At 72.4% G+C, this 17,845-nt stretch carries 19 protein-coding genes; 10 read left to right on the top strand and 9 right to left on the bottom strand.

All coding sequences use genetic code 11. From position 1 onward, the window contains the following. Positions 1–626: 626 nt before the first annotated feature. The 5 genes from AB0637_RS18690 to AB0637_RS18670 form a co-directional block, all read right to left on the bottom strand. A complete protein-coding gene (locus AB0637_RS18690; RefSeq protein WP_366174171.1) occupies positions 627–815 on the bottom strand; it encodes a hypothetical protein in 189 nt (62 codons plus the stop codon). 36 nt (positions 816–851) lie between these two features. Then, positions 852–1,151, bottom strand: coding sequence for an ANTAR domain-containing protein (locus AB0637_RS18685; protein ID WP_366174221.1), 300 nt, complete (start codon positions 1,149–1,151; stop codon positions 852–854). Next, entirely contained in the window at positions 1,049–1,288 is a 240-nt protein-coding gene (locus tag AB0637_RS18680) for a hypothetical protein (RefSeq protein ID WP_366174169.1), read from the bottom strand. Before AB0637_RS18680 ends, AB0637_RS18685 begins: the two co-directional genes overlap by 103 nt. A 445-nt stretch (positions 1,289–1,733) precedes the next feature. Continuing rightward, positions 1,734–1,967 (bottom strand): helix-turn-helix domain-containing protein, encoded by a 234-nt coding sequence (locus tag AB0637_RS18675; RefSeq protein WP_366174168.1) that lies wholly within the window; start codon positions 1,965–1,967, stop codon positions 1,734–1,736. A gap of 317 nt (positions 1,968–2,284) precedes the next feature. Continuing rightward, positions 2,285–3,241, bottom strand: a complete 957-nt coding sequence (locus AB0637_RS18670) for a hypothetical protein (protein WP_366174167.1) — start codon at positions 3,239–3,241, stop codon at positions 2,285–2,287. An 89-nt stretch (positions 3,242–3,330) separates the two neighbouring features. On the opposite strand from AB0637_RS18670, the gene AB0637_RS18665 reads away from it, so the two are divergent. Both AB0637_RS18665 and AB0637_RS18660 read left to right on the top strand, forming a co-directional pair. Further along, positions 3,331–3,465: a hypothetical protein gene (locus AB0637_RS18665; RefSeq protein WP_366174165.1), complete on the top strand. Its 135-nt coding sequence runs from the start codon at positions 3,331–3,333 to the stop codon at positions 3,463–3,465. Between the two features lie 72 nt (positions 3,466–3,537). Beyond that, positions 3,538–4,086 (top strand): hypothetical protein, encoded by a 549-nt coding sequence (locus AB0637_RS18660; protein ID WP_366174163.1) that lies wholly within the window; start codon positions 3,538–3,540, stop codon positions 4,084–4,086. A gap of 336 nt (positions 4,087–4,422) precedes the next feature. On the opposite strand, the gene arsB is transcribed toward AB0637_RS18660, so the two are convergent. Continuing rightward, entirely contained in the window at positions 4,423–5,550 is a 1,128-nt protein-coding gene (gene arsB, locus AB0637_RS18655) for an ACR3 family arsenite efflux transporter (protein ID WP_366174161.1), read from the bottom strand. 100 nt (positions 5,551–5,650) lie between these two features. On the opposite strand from arsB, the gene AB0637_RS18650 reads away from it, so the two are divergent. The 3 genes from AB0637_RS18650 to AB0637_RS18640 are packed head-to-tail and all read left to right on the top strand — an operon-like array spanning position 5,651 to position 7,084. Beyond that, complete coding sequence (locus tag AB0637_RS18650) at positions 5,651–6,046, top strand: metalloregulator ArsR/SmtB family transcription factor (RefSeq protein WP_366174160.1); 396 nt, start codon at positions 5,651–5,653, stop codon at positions 6,044–6,046. 38 nt (positions 6,047–6,084) lie between these two features. Further along, positions 6,085–6,612, top strand: a complete 528-nt coding sequence (locus tag AB0637_RS18645; protein WP_366174220.1) for an N-acetyltransferase family protein — start codon at positions 6,085–6,087, stop codon at positions 6,610–6,612. Positions 6,613–6,655: 43 nt separating this feature from the next. Continuing rightward, positions 6,656–7,084, top strand: coding sequence for a low molecular weight phosphatase family protein (locus AB0637_RS18640; RefSeq protein ID WP_366174158.1), 429 nt, complete (start codon positions 6,656–6,658; stop codon positions 7,082–7,084). A gap of 34 nt (positions 7,085–7,118) precedes the next feature. Here the strand turns inward: AB0637_RS18640 and AB0637_RS18635 are convergent, their stop codons facing one another. The 3 genes from AB0637_RS18635 to AB0637_RS18625 are packed head-to-tail and all read right to left on the bottom strand — an operon-like array spanning position 7,119 to position 9,225. Then, the gene (locus AB0637_RS18635) at positions 7,119–7,685 is read right to left on the bottom strand and encodes a TetR/AcrR family transcriptional regulator (protein WP_366174157.1); all 567 of its coding nucleotides are present in this window, start codon (positions 7,683–7,685) and stop codon (positions 7,119–7,121) included. A 24-nt stretch (positions 7,686–7,709) separates the two neighbouring features. Beyond that, positions 7,710–8,048, bottom strand: a complete 339-nt coding sequence (locus AB0637_RS18630; protein ID WP_366174156.1) for a YnfA family protein — start codon at positions 8,046–8,048, stop codon at positions 7,710–7,712. 7 nt (positions 8,049–8,055) lie between these two features. Next, complete coding sequence (locus tag AB0637_RS18625) at positions 8,056–9,225, bottom strand: glycerol dehydrogenase (protein WP_366174155.1); 1,170 nt, start codon at positions 9,223–9,225, stop codon at positions 8,056–8,058. A gap of 127 nt (positions 9,226–9,352) precedes the next feature. Here AB0637_RS18625 and AB0637_RS18620 point away from each other — a divergent pair, with 127 nt between their 5' ends. The 5 genes from AB0637_RS18620 to hrpA all read left to right on the top strand — a co-directional run bounded on the left by AB0637_RS18620 (position 9,353) and on the right by hrpA (position 17,754). Then, complete coding sequence (locus AB0637_RS18620; protein WP_366174153.1) at positions 9,353–10,201, top strand: ABC transporter ATP-binding protein; 849 nt, start codon at positions 9,353–9,355, stop codon at positions 10,199–10,201. After that, the gene (locus AB0637_RS18615) at positions 10,198–10,971 is read left to right on the top strand and encodes an ABC transporter permease (protein WP_366174152.1); all 774 of its coding nucleotides are present in this window, start codon (positions 10,198–10,200) and stop codon (positions 10,969–10,971) included. The genes AB0637_RS18620 and AB0637_RS18615 overlap by 4 nt, the downstream gene beginning before the upstream one ends. 63 nt (positions 10,972–11,034) lie before the next feature. Then, positions 11,035–12,129, top strand: a complete 1,095-nt coding sequence (locus AB0637_RS18610; RefSeq protein WP_366174151.1) for an ABC transporter substrate-binding protein — start codon at positions 11,035–11,037, stop codon at positions 12,127–12,129. Positions 12,130–12,145: 16 nt separating this feature from the next. Next, entirely contained in the window at positions 12,146–13,522 is a 1,377-nt protein-coding gene (locus AB0637_RS18605) for an NtaA/DmoA family FMN-dependent monooxygenase (protein WP_366174149.1), read from the top strand. 29 nt (positions 13,523–13,551) lie between these two features. Then, positions 13,552–17,754: an ATP-dependent RNA helicase HrpA gene (hrpA, locus tag AB0637_RS18600; protein ID WP_366174147.1), complete on the top strand. Its 4,203-nt coding sequence runs from the start codon at positions 13,552–13,554 to the stop codon at positions 17,752–17,754. Positions 17,755–17,845: the final 91 nt, after the last annotated feature.

The following is a 17,845-nucleotide window of genomic DNA, read 5'->3' as shown; positions in this document are numbered from 1 at the left end:
CGACGCGCGACGACGTCGATCCCACCGGCTGCGGGCGATCCCACTGGCAGGCGGGAGGGAGCAGCGGTTGATCTGCACGACGAACCGTTGCAGTGAGGAACACGGTTCGAGGCGAGATGCGGGGTGTCGGTCGTTCGGGCGCCGCTGTCCTTCAGCGCGTCCAGAAGACGTCGACCGAAAACGGCGCTGGGTGGCGAGACAGCGCGCGAGGAGCCCTCGGTGAGGAGGACTGTAGCCCACATCGAGAGGTTCGGCTGGCTACGGTTCCCGCCTCGCCCGAGGAGGTCAACCGGGGGTACGTGGCTGGGGCGGTACTCACCCCAGGCTCCTCGACGATGGGCGTGGTCCCGTGCGGCCGTCAGTTGCGGCACGGGAAGCTTGCATCCGGAGATCGTCATGTCCCGGACTTCGCCGGCAGCTCAGGATCTCGCACAACGCGGGATGACCGTGAAGTCGGTCTGGACCCGAATCGCTGTCTGAGTCACCTCGCATCCGCAGTAGAGAAATCAGCGGTGCGCTTCCCTTGTCTCGGCTCGGGCGAAGAGCTGGGCGTGGTCGGCCCGGGCGCCTAGACGGGCAGCGTCCCCGTCTCGGCCCTGCTGTTCATCAGTGACCGCGAGTTCTTGCTACGTCTGGGCCACCTCGCCTTCGACGGCGGCCACCTCACCCGCCAGCTGAGGGGCCGCGTCGACCAGGGCTCGGGCTTGCTCCTGGAGTTGTCGAGGACGCCGACCTTCGCGGGCGAGACGTTCGGCCGTGCCCGCGGCGGAACCATCGCGGTTGTCGGAGCGGTTGTCGTCAGGCACCGGGACCATGACCCGAGTCTGCGATTGGTAACACCAAGAGGCCAGTCAAGGTCGGCTGCGGGGAGTCCAGAGCTGCTCGACGACGTCTTGGGCGATGTCGCGCAGCTTGCGGTTGGCGCGCTGGGAACGCAGCGCCATGTGCTGGAAGGCCTCTTCGGCGGTGCAGTGCAGCTTGGTCATCAGGACGCCTTCGACCTGCTCGAAGACCGCTCGGGACTGCGTCGCGGGGGTCTGCCCCGACTTCAGGTGGGGGTGGGGGCGGTCTCCCCGTTGGCTACCTCCTCGATCCAGTCGACGGCTGCGTCGGACAACTGCAGACTGGTGCGTCCTGCGTGGCCCACCCACCACGCCTGCGCGGGTACGGGGCCTGCCACCCGCTGGATGTCGTGGATGACGGGCTGGCTGAGTTCTTCACCGTTGTGGGCGATCAGCCAGTCACGGGAGTCCTGCCGTAGGTGGGGCCACCACATCTCGAGGCTCATGGTGTCGAGACTCCTCCACGGCAGGGCGTCATGACGACGGCTGCGGCCGGTGATCCAGCTGTCGCGCGATCGCTCGCCCTTCGCATGACCGAGCGTTGCCTCGGTGCGTCTCGTCGACGGGCATGGTCAAGCCCGCCACGATCGGCTGGACCACCGATCGATCGACGAACGACTGCACCGTGCACCACTCCTCCAAGCCGCCGGCCTTGGTCTACTCACACGATGCGGTGAACGAGCAAGTTGTCGTGTTCGTCAGGCGTTGCACCGGAAAGCCTCGTTCGAGGTGGGCGCGACGTGGTGAACCGACGAGGCTTGACCGAACACGACGAGGTCTTCGTCCATTGAAGTGCATGTCGTCAGGGGTGGCGCATGGCGTGCTTCCTCCCAGGGTTTCTTATGTGGTCGGATACCAGTTCTCCTGCAGATCCGTCTAGTTCGACACCCTTCAGGTTCCCAGGAGAGAGGTCGAGGCCCGCGCGGACGTCGTACTGTCGACGATCCTCTGCGCTGCCACCCACTCTGCCACCTCCGAGCGACGAAAGCGCAGTCCGCGGCCGACGCGGTACCGCGGGATGTCTTGCGCGTGGTGGTAAATCCAAGACAGGGGCGCGTGGAGGTAGACGGCGAGTTCCTTGGTCGTTCTCAAGAGGTCGTCGTGCACAGGGTCGCTCGCGTCCATCACTGCTCCTCGATGCGGTGAGTTGCGTCTACGGGACTGCATCGTCAGTGGCCGTTCGGGAATGAACTCCGGTCTCGCCGTCTCGCGCCTTGTCGACACAACGGCCGTCACTGTGACAACAGACCTCGGTGGAGGTCGAACCACCGCAGCAGTGCGACTTCCGAGGACGGCGGTCACATCCCGTGTTCACGAGCCGTTGCGCCAGGCCGGTCCCGGCGGACGCGCAGGTACGCCGATCCTGGGGCGCCGGAGCTCGACCATGAAAGGCGGTGTGCGGAACAAGGGGCAGTACGAGCGAGCGCTGGCCGCCCGGCACGTCACGACCACGGCACGAGGGTGAGGTAGGAGAGGCGAGCCACCAGCCCCGACACGTGCTCGGTCAAGGTGACCGCTCCCTCCTTCAGTCCCAACGTCCACTTCGGGTGTTCGGGGACAGGGCTCGTGATGTTCTCGGCCACGAGGTCTCGGTACCACCGGCCCCCGTCCTGGCTCATCAGTGCTTGGAGGTCCTGGACACCGACCATCACGGAGGTGGCCTGCTCACCGAAGGCGAGGGGGTGGCCGGCGAGGCTCAGACTGCCGGGGAGGAAGACGTCGCCGTCGATCGCCACGCAGGACGAGATGCCGGTCCGCCGCAGAACCAGTCGGTCGGTGGGGATGTGATGAGGGCCCGCGAGACCGACGGCACCGTGGACCTGGTGGATGAGACCGGCGTCGGGCCAGGTGCGGGCGATGGTCGTCAACAGGTCGACGTTCACGGTCCACAACGGATCGGCGTCGTCGTGCGGCACCACGTCGACGGCGTAGAAGTCGTCGGGCCGCACGACGGCCATCAGCACGGGTTCGGTCCTCTCGATGAACCCGTCCTCCTCGATGCGGGTACCGAGGTGCAGGTGGTGAACGCCCCACGCGTGCAGCAGGCGGTCGAGACCGAGGCGCAACGGTTGACCGGAGCGCCGCCGCCAGGCGTAGGCGAAGCGGGTCTGCCGGCTGAGGTGGGGAGTGAGGTCCTGGCCTGTTCGGGCCTGCAGCAGGACGTGCTGAAGACCGCGACCCACGGCAGGATCGGTGATGGCGCCGCCGCGACGGGCGGCATCCGACAGGTGCACCCGACGAGCCCGGCGGGAGATCCTCCGGGACGCCCAGGTCAGGTGGTCGATGACGAGTTGCTCGGTGCTGCGCAGAGCAACGGCCTCGCGTTCGCTGGTTCTCAAGGGGAGCGCCGCGATGAGGCCCTCGCGCAGATCCTGCTCGAAGTCGGCCTCAGGTCCCACGGCCCTCCGATACCGCGTGTCGTGGTGGTCACCGTTCGATGGTCGTGGAGAGGCACTCCACGACGCGTCAGGCGCCTACCGTGGTGACCGTGGAGAGGCAGGAGATCCTCATCGCCTTCGGCCTCGGTGGTCAGGGTGCTCTGGGCAACGTCTGGCGCATCACCGCGAAGGGGACCGACTTCTACCTCGACCCCCTGGGGGCAGCCGACGCGGTGCACCTCTAGGCCCACGGACCGAACCGCAGGTTCCCCGGCGGACACCGCTTCCACGTGAAGGTCGCCCCGAGGGCTGCCGCCGTGGCGAGGGAACGGGGAGACCTCGTCCTGCACGGACTACCGTCGGCCGGTTGGGCCCTCGATGGTGAAGAAGCCGCGCCGGGCGCCTTCCGCGTCGCACGGATCAGGTGGACGTGGGACCTGCAGCGACCCCGGTACCGGTCGGCAGCCTTCAGCGGACCCGCTCCCGACATCGGGGAGCACCAGTCCGGCGCGGCGCTCACCGGGGCACTGCCACCGAACGAGGCGGCAGACGTCGACATCGTGGTCTCCTACGGGAAGCCGCACTGGCCGAACGCCTCAGGCTCCTTCAGGGACGACGCCCGTCTCGGCCCGCTGGGCAACCAGGCCGGCATGTGGCTGACGGCCACCAGCTACCGGCGCTCGCAGATGACCCACCCCGCGCCCGAGCAGGTGGGCGTTCCGCGCCCGGGAGCGCGAGACGTGGCGAACCGCATCCTGTGCGGGGGCCCGGACGAGGTCGCGAGCACCTACTGGTTCGTCGAGTCCGTGACGACCAGGCGGGCCGTCCAGAACGCGATCACCGGGGGAGCCGGTTCACCGGGATGACAGCAACGGCGACAGCAACGCGCGCCGGACGACGGCGGACCCGCCCGGTCACCGGCGGCCGCGGAACCAGCTGACGTGCGGCGACGCGGACGTCGGCGAACGTCTGCGAACCCCGCGCACATACCTGGGGGTCAAGGAGTCGCAGGTTCAAATCCTGTCAGCCCGACCGGATCGCAGAGCGGGTGTCCACCTGAGGGTGGGCACCCGCTCTGTCGTTCCAGGGGCGCCGCGCGCTCTCCCCCGACGCCGGCGGTCCGCTCGCCGGTACGCCCGTGGACCACTCCGGTGGGGAACCCGACGGCGGCCAGGCCGACCGGACGATCACTGCGGGGGAGGTCAGGGGCGGCGGGACGGGACAGCGGCGCTCGCGGGCACCGTGGGGTCACCGGGGAAGAAGCGGCGCCCGGCCCACAGGGCCACGTGGACCAGCGCCACGAGGACGGGCACCTCGATCAGCGGGCCGACGACCCCGGCCAGGGCCTGCCCGGAGGTGACGCCGAACGTGCCGACCGCCACCGCGATGGCCAGCTCGAAGTTGTTGCCGGTGGCGGTGAAGGACAATGTGGACGTCTTGGCGTAGCTCAGGCCGATCGCGCGACCGAGCACGAAGGAGCCCGCGAACATGATCGCGAAGTAGGCGAGCAGCGGCAGGGCGATGTGCGCGACGTCGCCGGGGCGGGAGGTGATGGCGTCCCCCTGCAGGGCGAAGAGGACCACGATGGTGAACAGCAGCCCGTACAGCGCGACCGGGCCGATCGTGGGCAGGAAGCGGTCCTCGTACCAGGCGCGTCCCCTGGCCCGCTCGCCCAGCGTGCGGGTCAGGACGCCGGCGACCAGGGGGATGCCCAGGAAGACGAGCACCGAGACGACGATCGCGCCGACGGAGAAGTCCGCGCTGGTCGTCGGCAGGCCCAGCCAGCCGGGCAGGACCTGCAGGTAGAACCACCCGAGGCCGGCGAACGCCAGGACCTGGAAGACGGAGTTGATCGCCACCAGGACGGCGGCGGCCTCGCGGTCCCCGCAGGACAGCTCGTTCCAGATGAGCACCATGGCGATGCAGCGGGCAAGGCCGACGATGATCAGCCCGGTGCGGTACTCGGGCTGGTCGGGCAGCAGCAGCCAGGCGAGGGCGAACATCAGCGCGGGGCCGACGAGCCAGTTCAGGACCAGGGAGGTGACCAGGAGGCGGCGGTCGGCGGCGATGCGGCCCGTCTCGGAGTAGCGGACCTTCGCCAGGACCGGGTACATCATCAGCAGCAGGCCGACGGCGATGGGCAGGCTGACCGAGCCGACCTCCACGGCGCTGAGGGCGTCGTCGAGACCGGGGACGAGTCGGCCCAGCAGCAGCCCGAGGGCCATCGCCGCGACGATCCACACGGGCAGGAAGCGGTCCAGCACCGAGAGTCGGGCCAGGACCGGGGCGTCGGCGCCGGTCCGGGGTCCTCCTGCGACGACGTCGCTCACGAGCAGTCCCCTCCATCGATCGACAGCGGTGCGACCCTGGCACCGGACATCGACACCTGTCAATATCGACAGCCCTCGATGCCTGCGGCACCATGGAGCCATGGTCACGCTCACCTCGACGACGCTCGACGACACCCGTCCGGGCGCGGACCCCGTCGCCTGCTGCGCCCCGCTGGTCCGCGCACCGCTCACCGCCGAGGCCGCCACCACCCTCGCGCGCACCATGAAGGCGCTCGCGGACCCCGCCCGCCTCCGACTGCTGTCCCTGGTCGCCGCCCACGAGGGCGGTGAAGCCTGCGTCTGCGACCTCACCGAGCCGCTGGGTCTGAGCCAACCGACCGTTTCCCACCACCTGAAGGTCCTCGTCGACGCGGGCCTGCTCACGCGGGAGAAGAGGGGCGTCTGGGCCTACTACACCCTGGTCACCGAGGCCATGAACGCCGTCGCGGCCGTCCTGGCCGCACCGTCCGGCCGCACCAGCGCCTCCACCTGCTGAGGACCGTGACCACACCGTCCCCCGACGGCCCGCACGACATCGCGGTCCTCCCGCTCACCGAGCTGGACTGGCCCGAGGTCCGCACCGTCCACACCGCGGGGATCGCCACCGGCCACGCGACCTTCGAAGCCGACGCCCCGGCCACCTGGACCGTGTTCGACGCCGGCAAGCACCCCGACCACCGGTTCGTCGCCCGGGACGGGAGCGGCGCCCTGCTCGGCTGGGTCGCGGTCTCACCCGTCTCGTCCCGCCCGGTCTACGCCGGCGTCGTCGAGCACTCCGTCTACGTCGCCCCCGGCGCTCGCGGGCGCGGCGTCGGGCGACGACTGCTCGACGAGCTGGTCACCTCCACCGAGGCCGGCGGCCTCTGGACGATCCAGTCCTCCCTGTTCCCCGAGAACCTCGCCAGCAGGGCCCTGCACCGAGCGGCCGGCTTCCGCGAGGTCGGCCATCGGGAGCGCATCGCCCTCATGACCCACGGCCCGCTCGCCGGGCAGTGGCGCGACACCGTCCTCGTCGAACGCCGCAGCCCCGTCGCGGGGACCGCGGCCTCGTCAGCCCGCTGACACCTCCGCCGTCCCGCATCCGTCACGTCCCCAGGAGATCGTCGTGCCCAAGCCCACCGTCCTGTTCGTGTGCGTGAAGAACGGCGGCAAGTCGCAGATGGCCGCCGGCCTGATGCGTCAGGCCGTCGGGGACGCCGTGTCCGTCGACTCCGCCGGCACCCGGGCCGGGGTCGGGCTCAACGCCTTGTCGGTCCAGAGCCTGGCCGACGTCGGCGTGGACATCAGCGCCGAGCGCCCGCAGCAGTTGACCGACGACCTCGTCCGCGCGGCCGACCTGGTCGTCGTCCTCGGTGGCGAGGCGACGGTCGAGCCCGTCGACGGCACCCCGGTCGAGGTCTGGGAGACCGACGAGCCGTCCCGGCGCGGGATCGAGGGCCCGGAGCGGATGCGGCTCGTCCGCGACGACATCGCCCGCCGGGTCGAGCGGCTCGCGACGCGTCTGGGGGCGACGCGGGACGGGTCCGCCGGCTGACGGGAACGGTGCGCGCGACCGCCCGGGGCCGGCCTCAGCCCCCGGCGCGGGTCGGCCACCACGGCGGCACGAGGTGGGCGAAGACCTCCAGGAACGCGTCCGGGTCCCGATCGTCCCGTGCCAGCCACGCCGAGACCGCGCCGACCGTGCCCTGGGAGACGAAGCGGGCCACGATGTCGAGGTCGGCCACGGGGGAGCGCAGGACGCCCCGGTCGGCCAGCAGCAGGATCGAGGCCGCGAAGTGCTCGGCCAGCAGCGTCCGCAGCGAGCCGTCGGCGGGACTGGCGAGGCTGCGCAGGTACACGGACCGGTGCCGTTCGAGGTGCTCCAGCACCTCCCGCGTCACGGCGGCCACGGCCAAGGCCCAGTCGCGGTCGGCCGCGCCGTCCAGGTGGCGTTCCCGGGCGTCGTCGAGCTCGTCGCGCAGCACGGCGCGCAGGAGGGCCGACGGGGAGTCGCTGTGCTCGTAGAACGTCGAGCGGTGCACGCCCGCCGTGCGGGCGATCTCGGACACGGACAAGCTCTCGGGGGCCTTGTCCGCCGCGAGCTCCAGCACGGCCGCCGACAGGCGTTCGAAGCTGCGTTGCGCCCTCGCGTCCACCCGGCGACCCTAACCCTCGCGCGCTCAGGCCCCCGACCGGGGCGCGAAGACGATCAGCCCCGCACCGACCACGCAGACCAGGGCTCCCGCCACGTCCCAGCGGTCCGGCCGGTAGCCGTCGACGACGGCCGCCCACACGAGCGACCCGACGACGAAGACGCCGCCGTAGGCGGCCAGGACGCGCCCGAACGACGCGTCCGGCTGCAGGGCGGCGACGAACCCGTACAGCCCGAGCGCGACGACGCCGGCGCCCATCCACAGCAGGCCGCGGTGCTCGCGCACCCCCTGCCAGACGAGCCACGCCCCGCCGATCTCCAGCAGCGCCGCGAGGACGAAGAGGACGACGGAGCGCAGCACGTCCACGGCGGTCTCAGTGGTGGGGCGCGACGTGGCGCACCGGCGCGGGCAGCCCGGCCTCGGCGCGCACCCGGGTGGAGAACCGCTCCACGGACCGCAGCGCGGCCACGACGTCGGCGGCGCTGACGGGGAAGGGCATGCTGTGGATGGTCTCACCCGGGACGGTCGCGGCCTGGGCCACCGCCCGCAGGACGTCGACGTCGTCGACCGTCAGGCCCACCTCGGTGAGGGTGTTCGGCAGGCCCACCCGCGTCGTGAACTCCACGAAGTCCCGGATCTCGCTCGTGGGGGCGCCCTCCAGCACCAGCTGCGTCACCGAGCCGAGGTTGACCTTCTGCCCGTGCGCCAGCCCGTGGGCCTGCGGGGCGGCGGTCAGGCCGTTGTGCACGGCGTGCGCGGCGGCCAGACCGCCCGACTCGAACCCCAGCCCGGACAGCAGCGTGTTCGCCTCGACGACCTTCTCCACGGCCGGGGTGACGAGGTGGTCGCGGACGGCGTCGAGCGCGGGCAGGGCGTTGTCCCACAGCACGTCCCACGACAACCGGGCCAGCGCGGTGCCCGCCAGCGTGGGCCGGCCGCCGGCCATCGTCGTCGACCCCGAGGCCGCCGTGGCCCGCGCCTCCAGCCACGTCGCGAGCGCGTCCCCGACCCCCGCCGCGAGCAGGGCCGCGGGCGCGTTCGCGACGACCTGGGTGTCGACGAGGACGAGGTCGGGGTTGCGGGGGAAGAACCGGTACTCCTCGAACGCGCCCTCGGCCGTGTAGACGACCGCGAGGGCCGACGTCGGCGCGTCGGTGGAGGCGACGGTCGGCACGCTCGCCCACCGGATCCCGGCCAGGTGCCCGGCCGCCTTGACGGAGTCGATCGTGCTGCCGCCCCCGACGCCCACGAGGACGTCCGCCCCGTGCTCGCGCACGACGTCGACGAGGCGGTCGATGGTCGCGGCCGTGGCGAGCCCCGAGAACACGTCCCGGTGCACGGGCAGGCCGGCGGCCTGCAGGGAGGCCGTCACGTCGTGGCCCACGAGTCCCCACACGACGTCGTCGGCGACGACCACCGGGGTCGGGCCGAGGGGGCGGAGGTGCTCGCCCAGGCGGCTCAGGGCTCCGGGGCCCTGGACGTAGCGGCCGGGGCTGACGAGGCTTCGGACGGGGGCGGGGACGGGTGCGGGGTTCTCGGACACGGGTTCCTCCTTGGACCGGTCGTCGTCGCCACCGGTGGGGTGGCGACGTCGATGGTGCGCCTGCGCCCCCCGGCGCCGACGGCGGGGTGTCACCGTCGGGGCGGCCTGCGCTGAGTAGGGTCACCGCATGTCCAGCCCGACGCCGTCCGACGCGCCCTTCGTGGCCGTCAACGACGCCTGCAAGACGTACGGCACGGGCCCGGACGCCGTCCAGGCCCTGGCCCACGTCGACCTGCAGGTGCCGCGCGGGCGGTTCGTCAGCGTCATCGGGCCCTCGGGCTGCGGCAAGTCCACCCTGCTGCGCCTCGTCGCCGGCCTGGAGGCACCCGACGCCGGGAACGTCCGCATCTGCGGCCGCACGACGGCCGAGGCGCGGGCGGCCAAGGTCGTGGGGTTCGTCCCGCAGGCCCCGGCCCTGCTGCCGTGGCTCGACGTCCTCGGCAACGTCCGCGTCCTGGACAAGGTGAACCGCGGGGCGAGCCGGCGCGAGGCCCGGCGCGGCCTCGCCTCCGACCCCGTCGCCCTGCTCACGCGGCTCGGGCTGGGCGACGTCCTGCACCGGCGGCCCGGACAGCTGTCCGGCGGCATGCAGCAGCGGACGGCGCTCGCGCGTGCGTTCGCCCTCGAACCGGACGTCCTGCTCATGGACGAACCCTTCTCCGCCCTCGACGAGTTCACCCGGGAGTCCGCGCAGCTGCAGCTGCTCGACGTGTGGCAGGAGCTGCGGACGACCGTCGTCTTCGTGACGCACTCGATCGCCGAGGCCGTGCTGCTGTCGGACACGGTCGTCGTCATGGCCGCCGCCCCGGGACGTGTCGCGGGCGTGGTGGAGGTCGAGCTCGACCGGCCCCGGCACCACGGCCTGTTGGACTCGGTCGCCATGCACGAGCACGAGCACCGGGTGCGCGCCCTCCTGGAGACGGCGTGGGACCCCTTGGCGGGCAGCCCCACCGCGCCGGGACGGGACGTGGCGTGAGGCGGCTGGCCCACCTCGTGCACCCGCGGACCTGGTCGCCGACGGTCCTGGCGGTCGTGGTCGTCGGGTTGCTGTGGACGTGGGTCGCGCGCGAGAACCCGTACGTCCTGCCGACCCTGTCGAGCGTCGGCCGGCAGTTCCTCGAGCAGCCCGACCTGTACCTGACGAACGCGTGGACGACGCTGCAGGAGGCCCTGCTCGGGCTGCTCGCCGGCGGGGTGTCGGCCGTCGTGCTGGCCGTCCTGGTCGGGGAGTCCGCGCTCGTCCGGCGGGCCGTCACCCCGCTCGCGGTCGTCCTCAACGTCACACCCGTGGTGGCCATCGCCCCGGCCCTCGTCGTGGCGTTCGGGTTCGGGCTGACGCCCAAGGTCCTCGTGACGGGCCTCATCACGTTCTTCCCCGTCCTCATGAACACCGTGACGGGGTTGCGGTCGGTCGACCGGCACGTCCTGCAGGTGTTCCGCACGGTCGACGCCTCCCGGCTCGACGTGCTCGTCCGGCTGCGGTTCCCCAGCGCGCTGCCCTACGTCTTCTCCGCCCTGCGCGTGGTGTTCCCGCTCTCGCTCGTGGGGGCCGTCGTCGCCGAGTTCGCGGCCGCCGGGGCCCGCTCGGGGCTCGGGACGCTCATCAGCGTCGCGAGTTCGAACTCCCAGCTGGACCGCGTGTTCGCCGCCATCGCGTGCCTGGCCCTCATGGGGACGCTCATGCTGCTGCTCGTCTCCACCATCGAACGCCGGGCCCTGTCCTGGCACGAGTCCCAGCACCGCTGACCCGACCCCCGCTCAGCCGACCGACGCCGACCCCGCCCGCACCGCAGAACCCCAGGAGCCGCCGTGAACGCCACCCGCACCGCCCTCGCCGTCGGCGCGGCCGCCACCCTGTTCCTAGCCGGGTGCAGCGGTTCCGCGCAGGAACCCGACGGCGGGTCCACGCCCACCGGCAGCCGCGGTTCCGCCGTCTCCGCGGACCGGTGCCGGCAGAACGAGGCGGCCGGGAAGATCACCTACGTCACGGGTTTCCAGTACCAGGCGTCGGCGAGCATCCTCGACCCGATCGCGGCCAAGGCCCTCGGCTACTTCGACGACGTGTGCCTCGACGTCGAGGTCCAGCCGGGCACGGGGGAGACGGCGCAGAACGCGCAACTCGTCGCCGCGGGGACGGCGCAGATCTCCTCCATCGCCGGCAACGGCGACGTCCTCGTCAACGTCGCCAACGGCGTCGACGTGCAGGCCGTCGCGATGTTCGGGCACGTCCCGGTCGCCACGCTCATGACGAAACCCGACATCACCGACCTCAAGCAGCTCGAGGGCAAGACGTTGGGGCAGAAGGGCGCGCTGCCCGTGACGATCGAGGCCATGCTGCGGGCCGCGGGCGTCGACGTCGCGAAGATCACCCAGGTGACCGTCGGCTACGACCCGACGGTCCTCGCCCGCGGGCAGGTCCAGGCCCTCACGGGGTACAAGTCCAACGAACCCCTGACCCTCGCGGCGAAGGGCGTGAAGATCACCGAGTGGAACCCCGAGGACTACGGGGTTCCCGGGTCCATCGCCACGACGATCGTCAACCCCGCGTTCCTCACGCAGCACCGTTCGGCCGTGGAGGACTTCCTGCGCGCCCAGCTGCGGGCCTTCTCCTACTGCGAGCAGCACGCGGACGAGTGCGTCGCGGACGCGGCGAAGCTGTCGCAGGCCGGGTACGACAGCGAGCACAACGTCCAGGTGTGGCAGACCGAGACGAAGCTCGTCGACTCCTCGCTGCCGCAGGGGCAGGTGCTCGGGCAGATCGACGACGCGGCCGTCACCACCGAGGGGGACTTCCTCGTGGAGATGGGGCAGATCCCGGCTGTCCCGGACCTGTCGAAGGTCGTCGTGCCGGACCTCGTGCCGTCGCTGTACTCGAGCGGCCAGCTGGTCTGGCCCGTCCCGTGAGGAGAGGTCGCGAACGGTGAAGGACCTGAGGCTCGGACTGTTCGAGAACGTCGCCGTGAACGTCGGGGGCACGGTGACGTGGCGCCACGAGGACGACCAGCGGTACCGCTTCGACGACCTCCGGTACTGGCTGGAGCTCGGGAACGTGCTGGAGGAGGCCGAGTTCGACTTCCTCTTCCTCGGCGACGCCTGGGGGTGGGCGGAGGTCGACGGCGTCCGGCCGCCCGTCGCCACCGAGGAGAGCCTGGACCTGCCCCGTCTCGACCCCGTGGTCGTCGCCTCGGCCCTGCTGGCCACCACGAGGAACCTCGGGCTGGTGGTCACCGGTTCCGTGCTGGTCGAACCCCCGTACGCGTTCGTGCGCCGGATGGCGACCCTGGACCACCTGTCGGGCGGCCGGATCGGCTGGAACGTCGTGACGACCGGGACCGCGGAGACGGCCGTGCGGGCCTTCGGCATGGACATGGTCGCCCACGACGAGCGGTACGCCATGGCCGAGGAGTTCCTCGAGGTGGCCTACGCGTACTGGGAGGGCGCCTGGGAGTCGGACGCCGTCGAGAGGGACAAGCGGGGACGGTTCGCCGATCCGGCGAAGGTGCACGCCGTGGAGCACGAGGGCCGCTTCTTCCGGTCCCAGGGCTACGGCAACGCGTCCTACTCCCCGCAGGGGACACCCGTGCTGTTCCAGGCCGGCTCGTCCACCGCGGGGCGGCGACTGGCGGGCCGGCACGGCGAGGCGGTGTTCATCGGCAGCGGATCGGCGGCGGAACTGCGTCGCCACGCCTCCGCCGTCCGCGCCGAGGCCGTCCAGGCGGGACGGGTGGCCTCGGACGTGCAGGTCATGGCCGCGGTCGCCTGCGTGATCGGCGCGAGCACCGGTGACGCCCGGCGCCGCCACGCGTCGGTGCTGCGGTCCCAGACCCCGGAGGCGACGGTGGCGAGCTACGCGATGTTCACCGGCATCGACCTGTCGGCCCACCCGCTCCGGACGCCGATGGCCGACCTGCGCACCGAGCTGTCCCGCACGCAGCTCGAGCGCTTCGCGGACCAGACGGTCGGGGACGTCCTGGACGCCTGGCGCGTCCACGGCGTCGGGGCGGAGCCGATCGTGGGGACGGCCGAGGAGGTGGCCGACGAGATCTGCGCCCGGGCCGAGGGGGCAGACCTCGACGGCATCCTGCTGTCCCCGGTCCTGCAGCCCAGCTCGACCCTCGAGTTCGTCGAGGAGGTGCTGCCCCTGCTGCGCGCCCGGGGGGCCGTCACCGGCGGGTACCGGGACGGGGAGACGCTCCGCGAACGCCTGACCGGATCGCGCTCACCCGTCCTGCCCCGCACGCACCCCGCCGCCGCGCACCGCCGGCCGGGAGGCGACCGGAATCCCGGGGGCGGCTGAGGCCCGGGCGGACCTAGACTCGGCGGGTCATGTCCCGCACCCCGCAGCGCTCCCGCAGCTCCCGCCCGTCCTCCTCCCGGGGGCGCTCCGGGCGACCCGCGGGCCGCCGCCCGGGTCCGGAGGCCCGTGCCCTGCCCGACGACCCCCGTGCGCGGGCGCTGGCGCAGCGGCTGGCCACGGTCTCGCTGCGCGACGAGCACCGGCTGCGTCGCCGGCTCGCCGCGCTGGCCCGGCGTCCGGCCGAGGCGTTCGCCGCCGACCTGGACCAGCTCGAGGAGCTGACGGCCGCGGCCGAGGCGCGCACCGCGCGGCGGGCGGCGTCCGTCCCGGAGCTGGAGTACCCCGAGCAGCTGCCGGTCAGCCAGGCGAAGGACGAGATCGCCCGCGCCCTCGCCGGGCACCAGGTGATCGTCGTGGCGGGCGAGACCGGCTCGGGCAAGACGACCCAGCTGCCGAAGATCGCCCTCGAGGTCGGTCGCGGGGTCCGCGGGCGGATCGGGCACACCCAGCCCCGGCGGATCGCCGCCCGCGCCGTGGCCGAACGCGTCGCGGAGGAACTGCACACCGAACTCGGCGGCACCGTCGGCTACGCGGTCCGGTTCACCGACACCGTCGGTGAGGACAGCCTCGTCAAGGTCATGACCGACGGGATCCTGCTGGCCGAGATCCAGCGCGACCCCGAGCTCCTGCAGTACGACACGCTCATCGTGGACGAGGCCCACGAGCGCAGCCTCACCATCGACTTCCTGCTCGGGTACCTCGCGCAGCTGCTGCCGCGCCGGCCCGACCTCAAGCTCGTCATCACCTCGGCCACCATCGACCCGCAGCGGTTCTCCCGGCACTTCGGCGGGGCGCCCGTCCTGGAGGTGTCGGGGCGCACGTACCCCGTCGAGGTGCGGTACCGGCCCCTGCTGGCCACCGAACTGGCCGAGGAACTCCTCGGCGACCTCGGCGAGGAGGACGGCGACTCCCTCGACGACCGCGACGACCTGACGGCTCTGGTCGGCGACGACCGCGACCAGACCGAGGCCATCCTCGACGCCGTCAAGGAACTCGCCGCCGAGGGCCCGGGGGACGTCCTGGTGTTCCTGCCGGGGGAGCGGGAGATCCGCGACACCGCCGACGCCCTCGCCGACCTCGTCAAGACCCGGGAACTGCGCGGGACGGAGATCCTGCCGCTGTTCGCCCGGCTGTCCGCCGAGGAGCAGCACCGGGTGTTCCGCACCTCCGGGAACCGGCGGATCGTGCTGGCCACCAACGTCGCCGAGACGTCGCTGACGGTCCCGGGGATCCGGTACGTCGTGGACGCCGGGACGGCGCGCATCTCCCGGTACAGCCACCGCACGAAGGTGCAACGCCTTCCCGTGGAACGGATCTCGCAGGCGTCGGCGAACCAGCGGGCCGGTCGGTGCGGTCGTGTCGCCGACGGGATCTGCATCCGGCTGTACTCCCAGGCCGACTACGAGTCCCGTCCGGAGTTCACCGACCCCGAGATCCTGCGCACCAACCTGGCCGCCGTCATCCTGCAGATGACGTCGCTGGGACTCGGCGACATCGCGGCGTTCCCGTTCGTCGAACCCCCCGAGTCCCGCGCCGTGGCCGACGGTCTGGCGCTGCTGTCCGAGCTGGGCGCTCTGGAGGACGCCCGTGCCGGTGACCGCGGGGTGCCGCGGCTGACGCGCACCGGCCGCGACCTCGCCCGGCTGCCCATCGACCCGCGGCTGGGCCGGATGGTGCTGGAGGGCCAGCGCAACGGCTGCCTGCGGGACGTCCTCGTCATCGTGGCCGCGCTGTCCGTGCAGGACCCGCGGGAACGGCCGCTGGAACAGCGCGACCGGGCCGCGCAGCTGCACGCGCGGTTCCGCGACGAGACGTCCGACTTCCTCACCTACCTCAACCTCTGGTCCTACCTGCAGCACCTGCAGGCCGACCTGTCGAGCTCGGCGTTCCGCCGCCGGGTGAAGTCCGAGATGCTGCACTTCCTGCGCATCCGGGAGTGGCAGGACACGTTCTCCCAGCTGCGCCGGGTCGTCCGCGACCTGCAGTTCGAGGTCGACCGGCCGGAACCGGCCGAGCTCGCCGAGGGGGAGGTGTTCCCCGATCCCGGGTACGACGCCGACGCCGTGCACCGCTCGCTGCTCGCGGGGTTGCTGGGGAACATCGGCCTCAAGGACGTCCGCGAGGAGAAGACCGGGACGAAGGCCGGGGATCGGGGCGGGCGCCGTGAACCGCGCCGCGCCCAGGTGGAGTACCTCGGCGCCCGCGGGGCGAAGTTCGCGCTCTCGCCGGGGTCGGCGCTGGGGCGCAAGAACCCCGACTGGGTGGTGGCCGCCGAACTCGTCGAGACGTCGCGGCTGTGGGCGCGCGTCGTCGGCGGCATCGACCCGCGGTGGATCGAGCCGCTCGCGGAGCACGTCGTCAAGCGCACGTACTCCGAACCGCGGTGGTCGCGCAAGCGGGCGGCCGTCGTCGCGACCGAACGCGTGACCCTGTACGGGGTGCCGGTCGTCGCGGGCCGCACGGTGACCTACGGCGGGATCGACGCGGAGCTCTCGCGCGACCTGTTCCTGCGGCACGCGCTCGTGGAGGGCGACTTCGAGACCCGGCACGCGTTCTTCCACCGCAACCGCGAACTCCTCGCCGAGGCGGAGGAGCTCGAGCACCGCGCGCGGCGACGCGACATCGTCGTCGACGACGAGGTGCTCTTCGCGTTCTACGACGCGCGGGTCCCGGCCGACGTCGTCTCCGGTCGGCACTTCGACGCCTGGTGGAAGCAGGCCCGGCGCGAGGACCCCGACCTCCTGACGTTCGACCCGGCCATGCTCGTCACCGAGGACGACGCCGTGAGCGAGGAGCAGTTCCCGCGCTCGTGGCGCCAGGGCGACCTGGACCTGGTGCTGGAGTACGTCTTCGAACCGGGGTCGGCGGCCGACGGGCTCACCGTCGAGGTCCCGGTGGAGGTCGTCAACCGCTTCGACGACCGGGACCTGCTGTGGCAGGTCCCGGGGTTCCGGCTCGACCTGGTGACCGCGATGATCCGCTCGCTGCCCAAGGAGCTGCGCAAGAACCTCGCGCCGGCTCCGGACAAGGCGGCGCGGTTCCTCGAACGCGTCGACCCGCGGCGAGAACAGTTCTGGGCGGCCTTCGAACGGGAACTGCCGCTCCTGGGCGACGGGACGGAGATCTACGAACAGGACGTCGACTGGTCCAAGGTGCCCGCGCACCTGCGGCCCACGTTCCGCGTGCGCGGGGCCGACGGGACGGTCATCGCGGCGGGCAAGGACTTCCCCCGGCTGCGGGCGCAGCTGGAGACGACGGTCGAGGAGACCCTCACGGCGGCCGCCGACGACGTGCAGCGCACGGGGGCGACGGAGTGGGACGAGCTGCCCGACCCGGTGCCGGTGACGCACACGAGCGTCGTGCGCGGCACCGACGTCACGTCCTTCCCGGCCCTGGTCGACGAGGGGGAGTCCGTCGGGCTGCGCACGTTCCCGACCGAGGCCGCCGCGCGGACGGCGCACCGCGAGGGCGTGCTGCGGCTGCTCCTGCTCGCGCTCCCGTCCCCGGCCCGCGCCGTGCAGGACGGGTTGGCCAACGACGCCAAGCTGCTCCTGGCCCGTGCCCCGCACGGGAACGCGAACGCCGTCGTGGCCGACGCGGCCCACGCGGCGGCGGCCCACCTGCTAGAGGAGCTCGGGGGTGCGCAGGTCCGGACGCGGGACGCGTTCGGCGCCCTCGTGGCCGCCGCCCGCCCGCGCTTCGACGAGCTCACGAGGACCACCGTCGACCGCACCCTGCGCGTGCTGCGGACGGCCGCCGCGGTCGAGCGGAACATCTCCCGCACGAGCAGCCTGGCCCTCGTGCCGTCGCTGGCGGACGTGCGCGAGCAGTTCACCGGCCTCGTCCACGCGGGGTTCGTGGCGCAGACGGGGGTCGACCGGCTCCCGGACCTGCTGCGGTACCTGCAGGGCATCGACCGGCGGCTGGCGACCATGCCGGACAACCCCCAGCGCGACCGGGTGCGGATGGCCGAGTTCACCCGGGTCCGGGACGCGTGGCGGGCCGCGGTCCGGCGGGCCGCGGGTGCGGGCGGGGGACAGGTGCCCCCGGACCTCGCGCGCCTGCGCTGGACCCTGGAGGAACTGCGGTTGCAGAAGTTCGCCCAGGGGGTTCCGACGGCCCACCCGGTGAGCGACGAGAGGGTGCTCAAAGCCCTGGCCGAGTTCGGCTAGTGTCGTGAGTCGATGATTCGTTGGCAGTAGTCGCCGAGCGACTCCAGGATCTGCTCGGCGGTCTTGACCCAGACGTAGGGACGAGGGTTCT

The sequence above is a fragment of the Kineococcus sp. NPDC059986 genome (assembly GCF_040702905.1).
Taxonomy (GTDB): domain Bacteria; phylum Actinomycetota; class Actinomycetes; order Actinomycetales; family Kineococcaceae; genus Kineococcus.
This window is presented reverse-complemented; position numbering and strand designations above follow the sequence as displayed.

Excerpts from the sequence above, each read along its gene's own strand:
- AB0637_RS18690 (WP_366174171.1), bottom strand. The coding sequence starts at position 815 with ATGGTCCCGGTGCCTGACGACAACCGCTCCGACAACCGCGATGGTTCC.
- AB0637_RS18680 (WP_366174169.1), bottom strand. The coding sequence starts at position 1,288 with ATGAGCCTCGAGATGTGGTGGCCCCACCTACGGCAGGACTCCCGTGAC.
- AB0637_RS18675 (WP_366174168.1), bottom strand. The coding sequence starts at position 1,967 with ATGGACGCGAGCGACCCTGTGCACGACGACCTCTTGAGAACGACCAAG.
- AB0637_RS18650 (WP_366174160.1), top strand. The coding sequence starts at position 5,651 with ATGGTCACGCTCACCTCGACGACGCTCGACGACACCCGTCCGGGCGCG.
- AB0637_RS18620 (WP_366174153.1), top strand. The coding sequence starts at position 9,353 with ATGTCCAGCCCGACGCCGTCCGACGCGCCCTTCGTGGCCGTCAACGAC.
- hrpA (WP_366174147.1), top strand. The coding sequence starts at position 13,552 with ATGTCCCGCACCCCGCAGCGCTCCCGCAGCTCCCGCCCGTCCTCCTCC.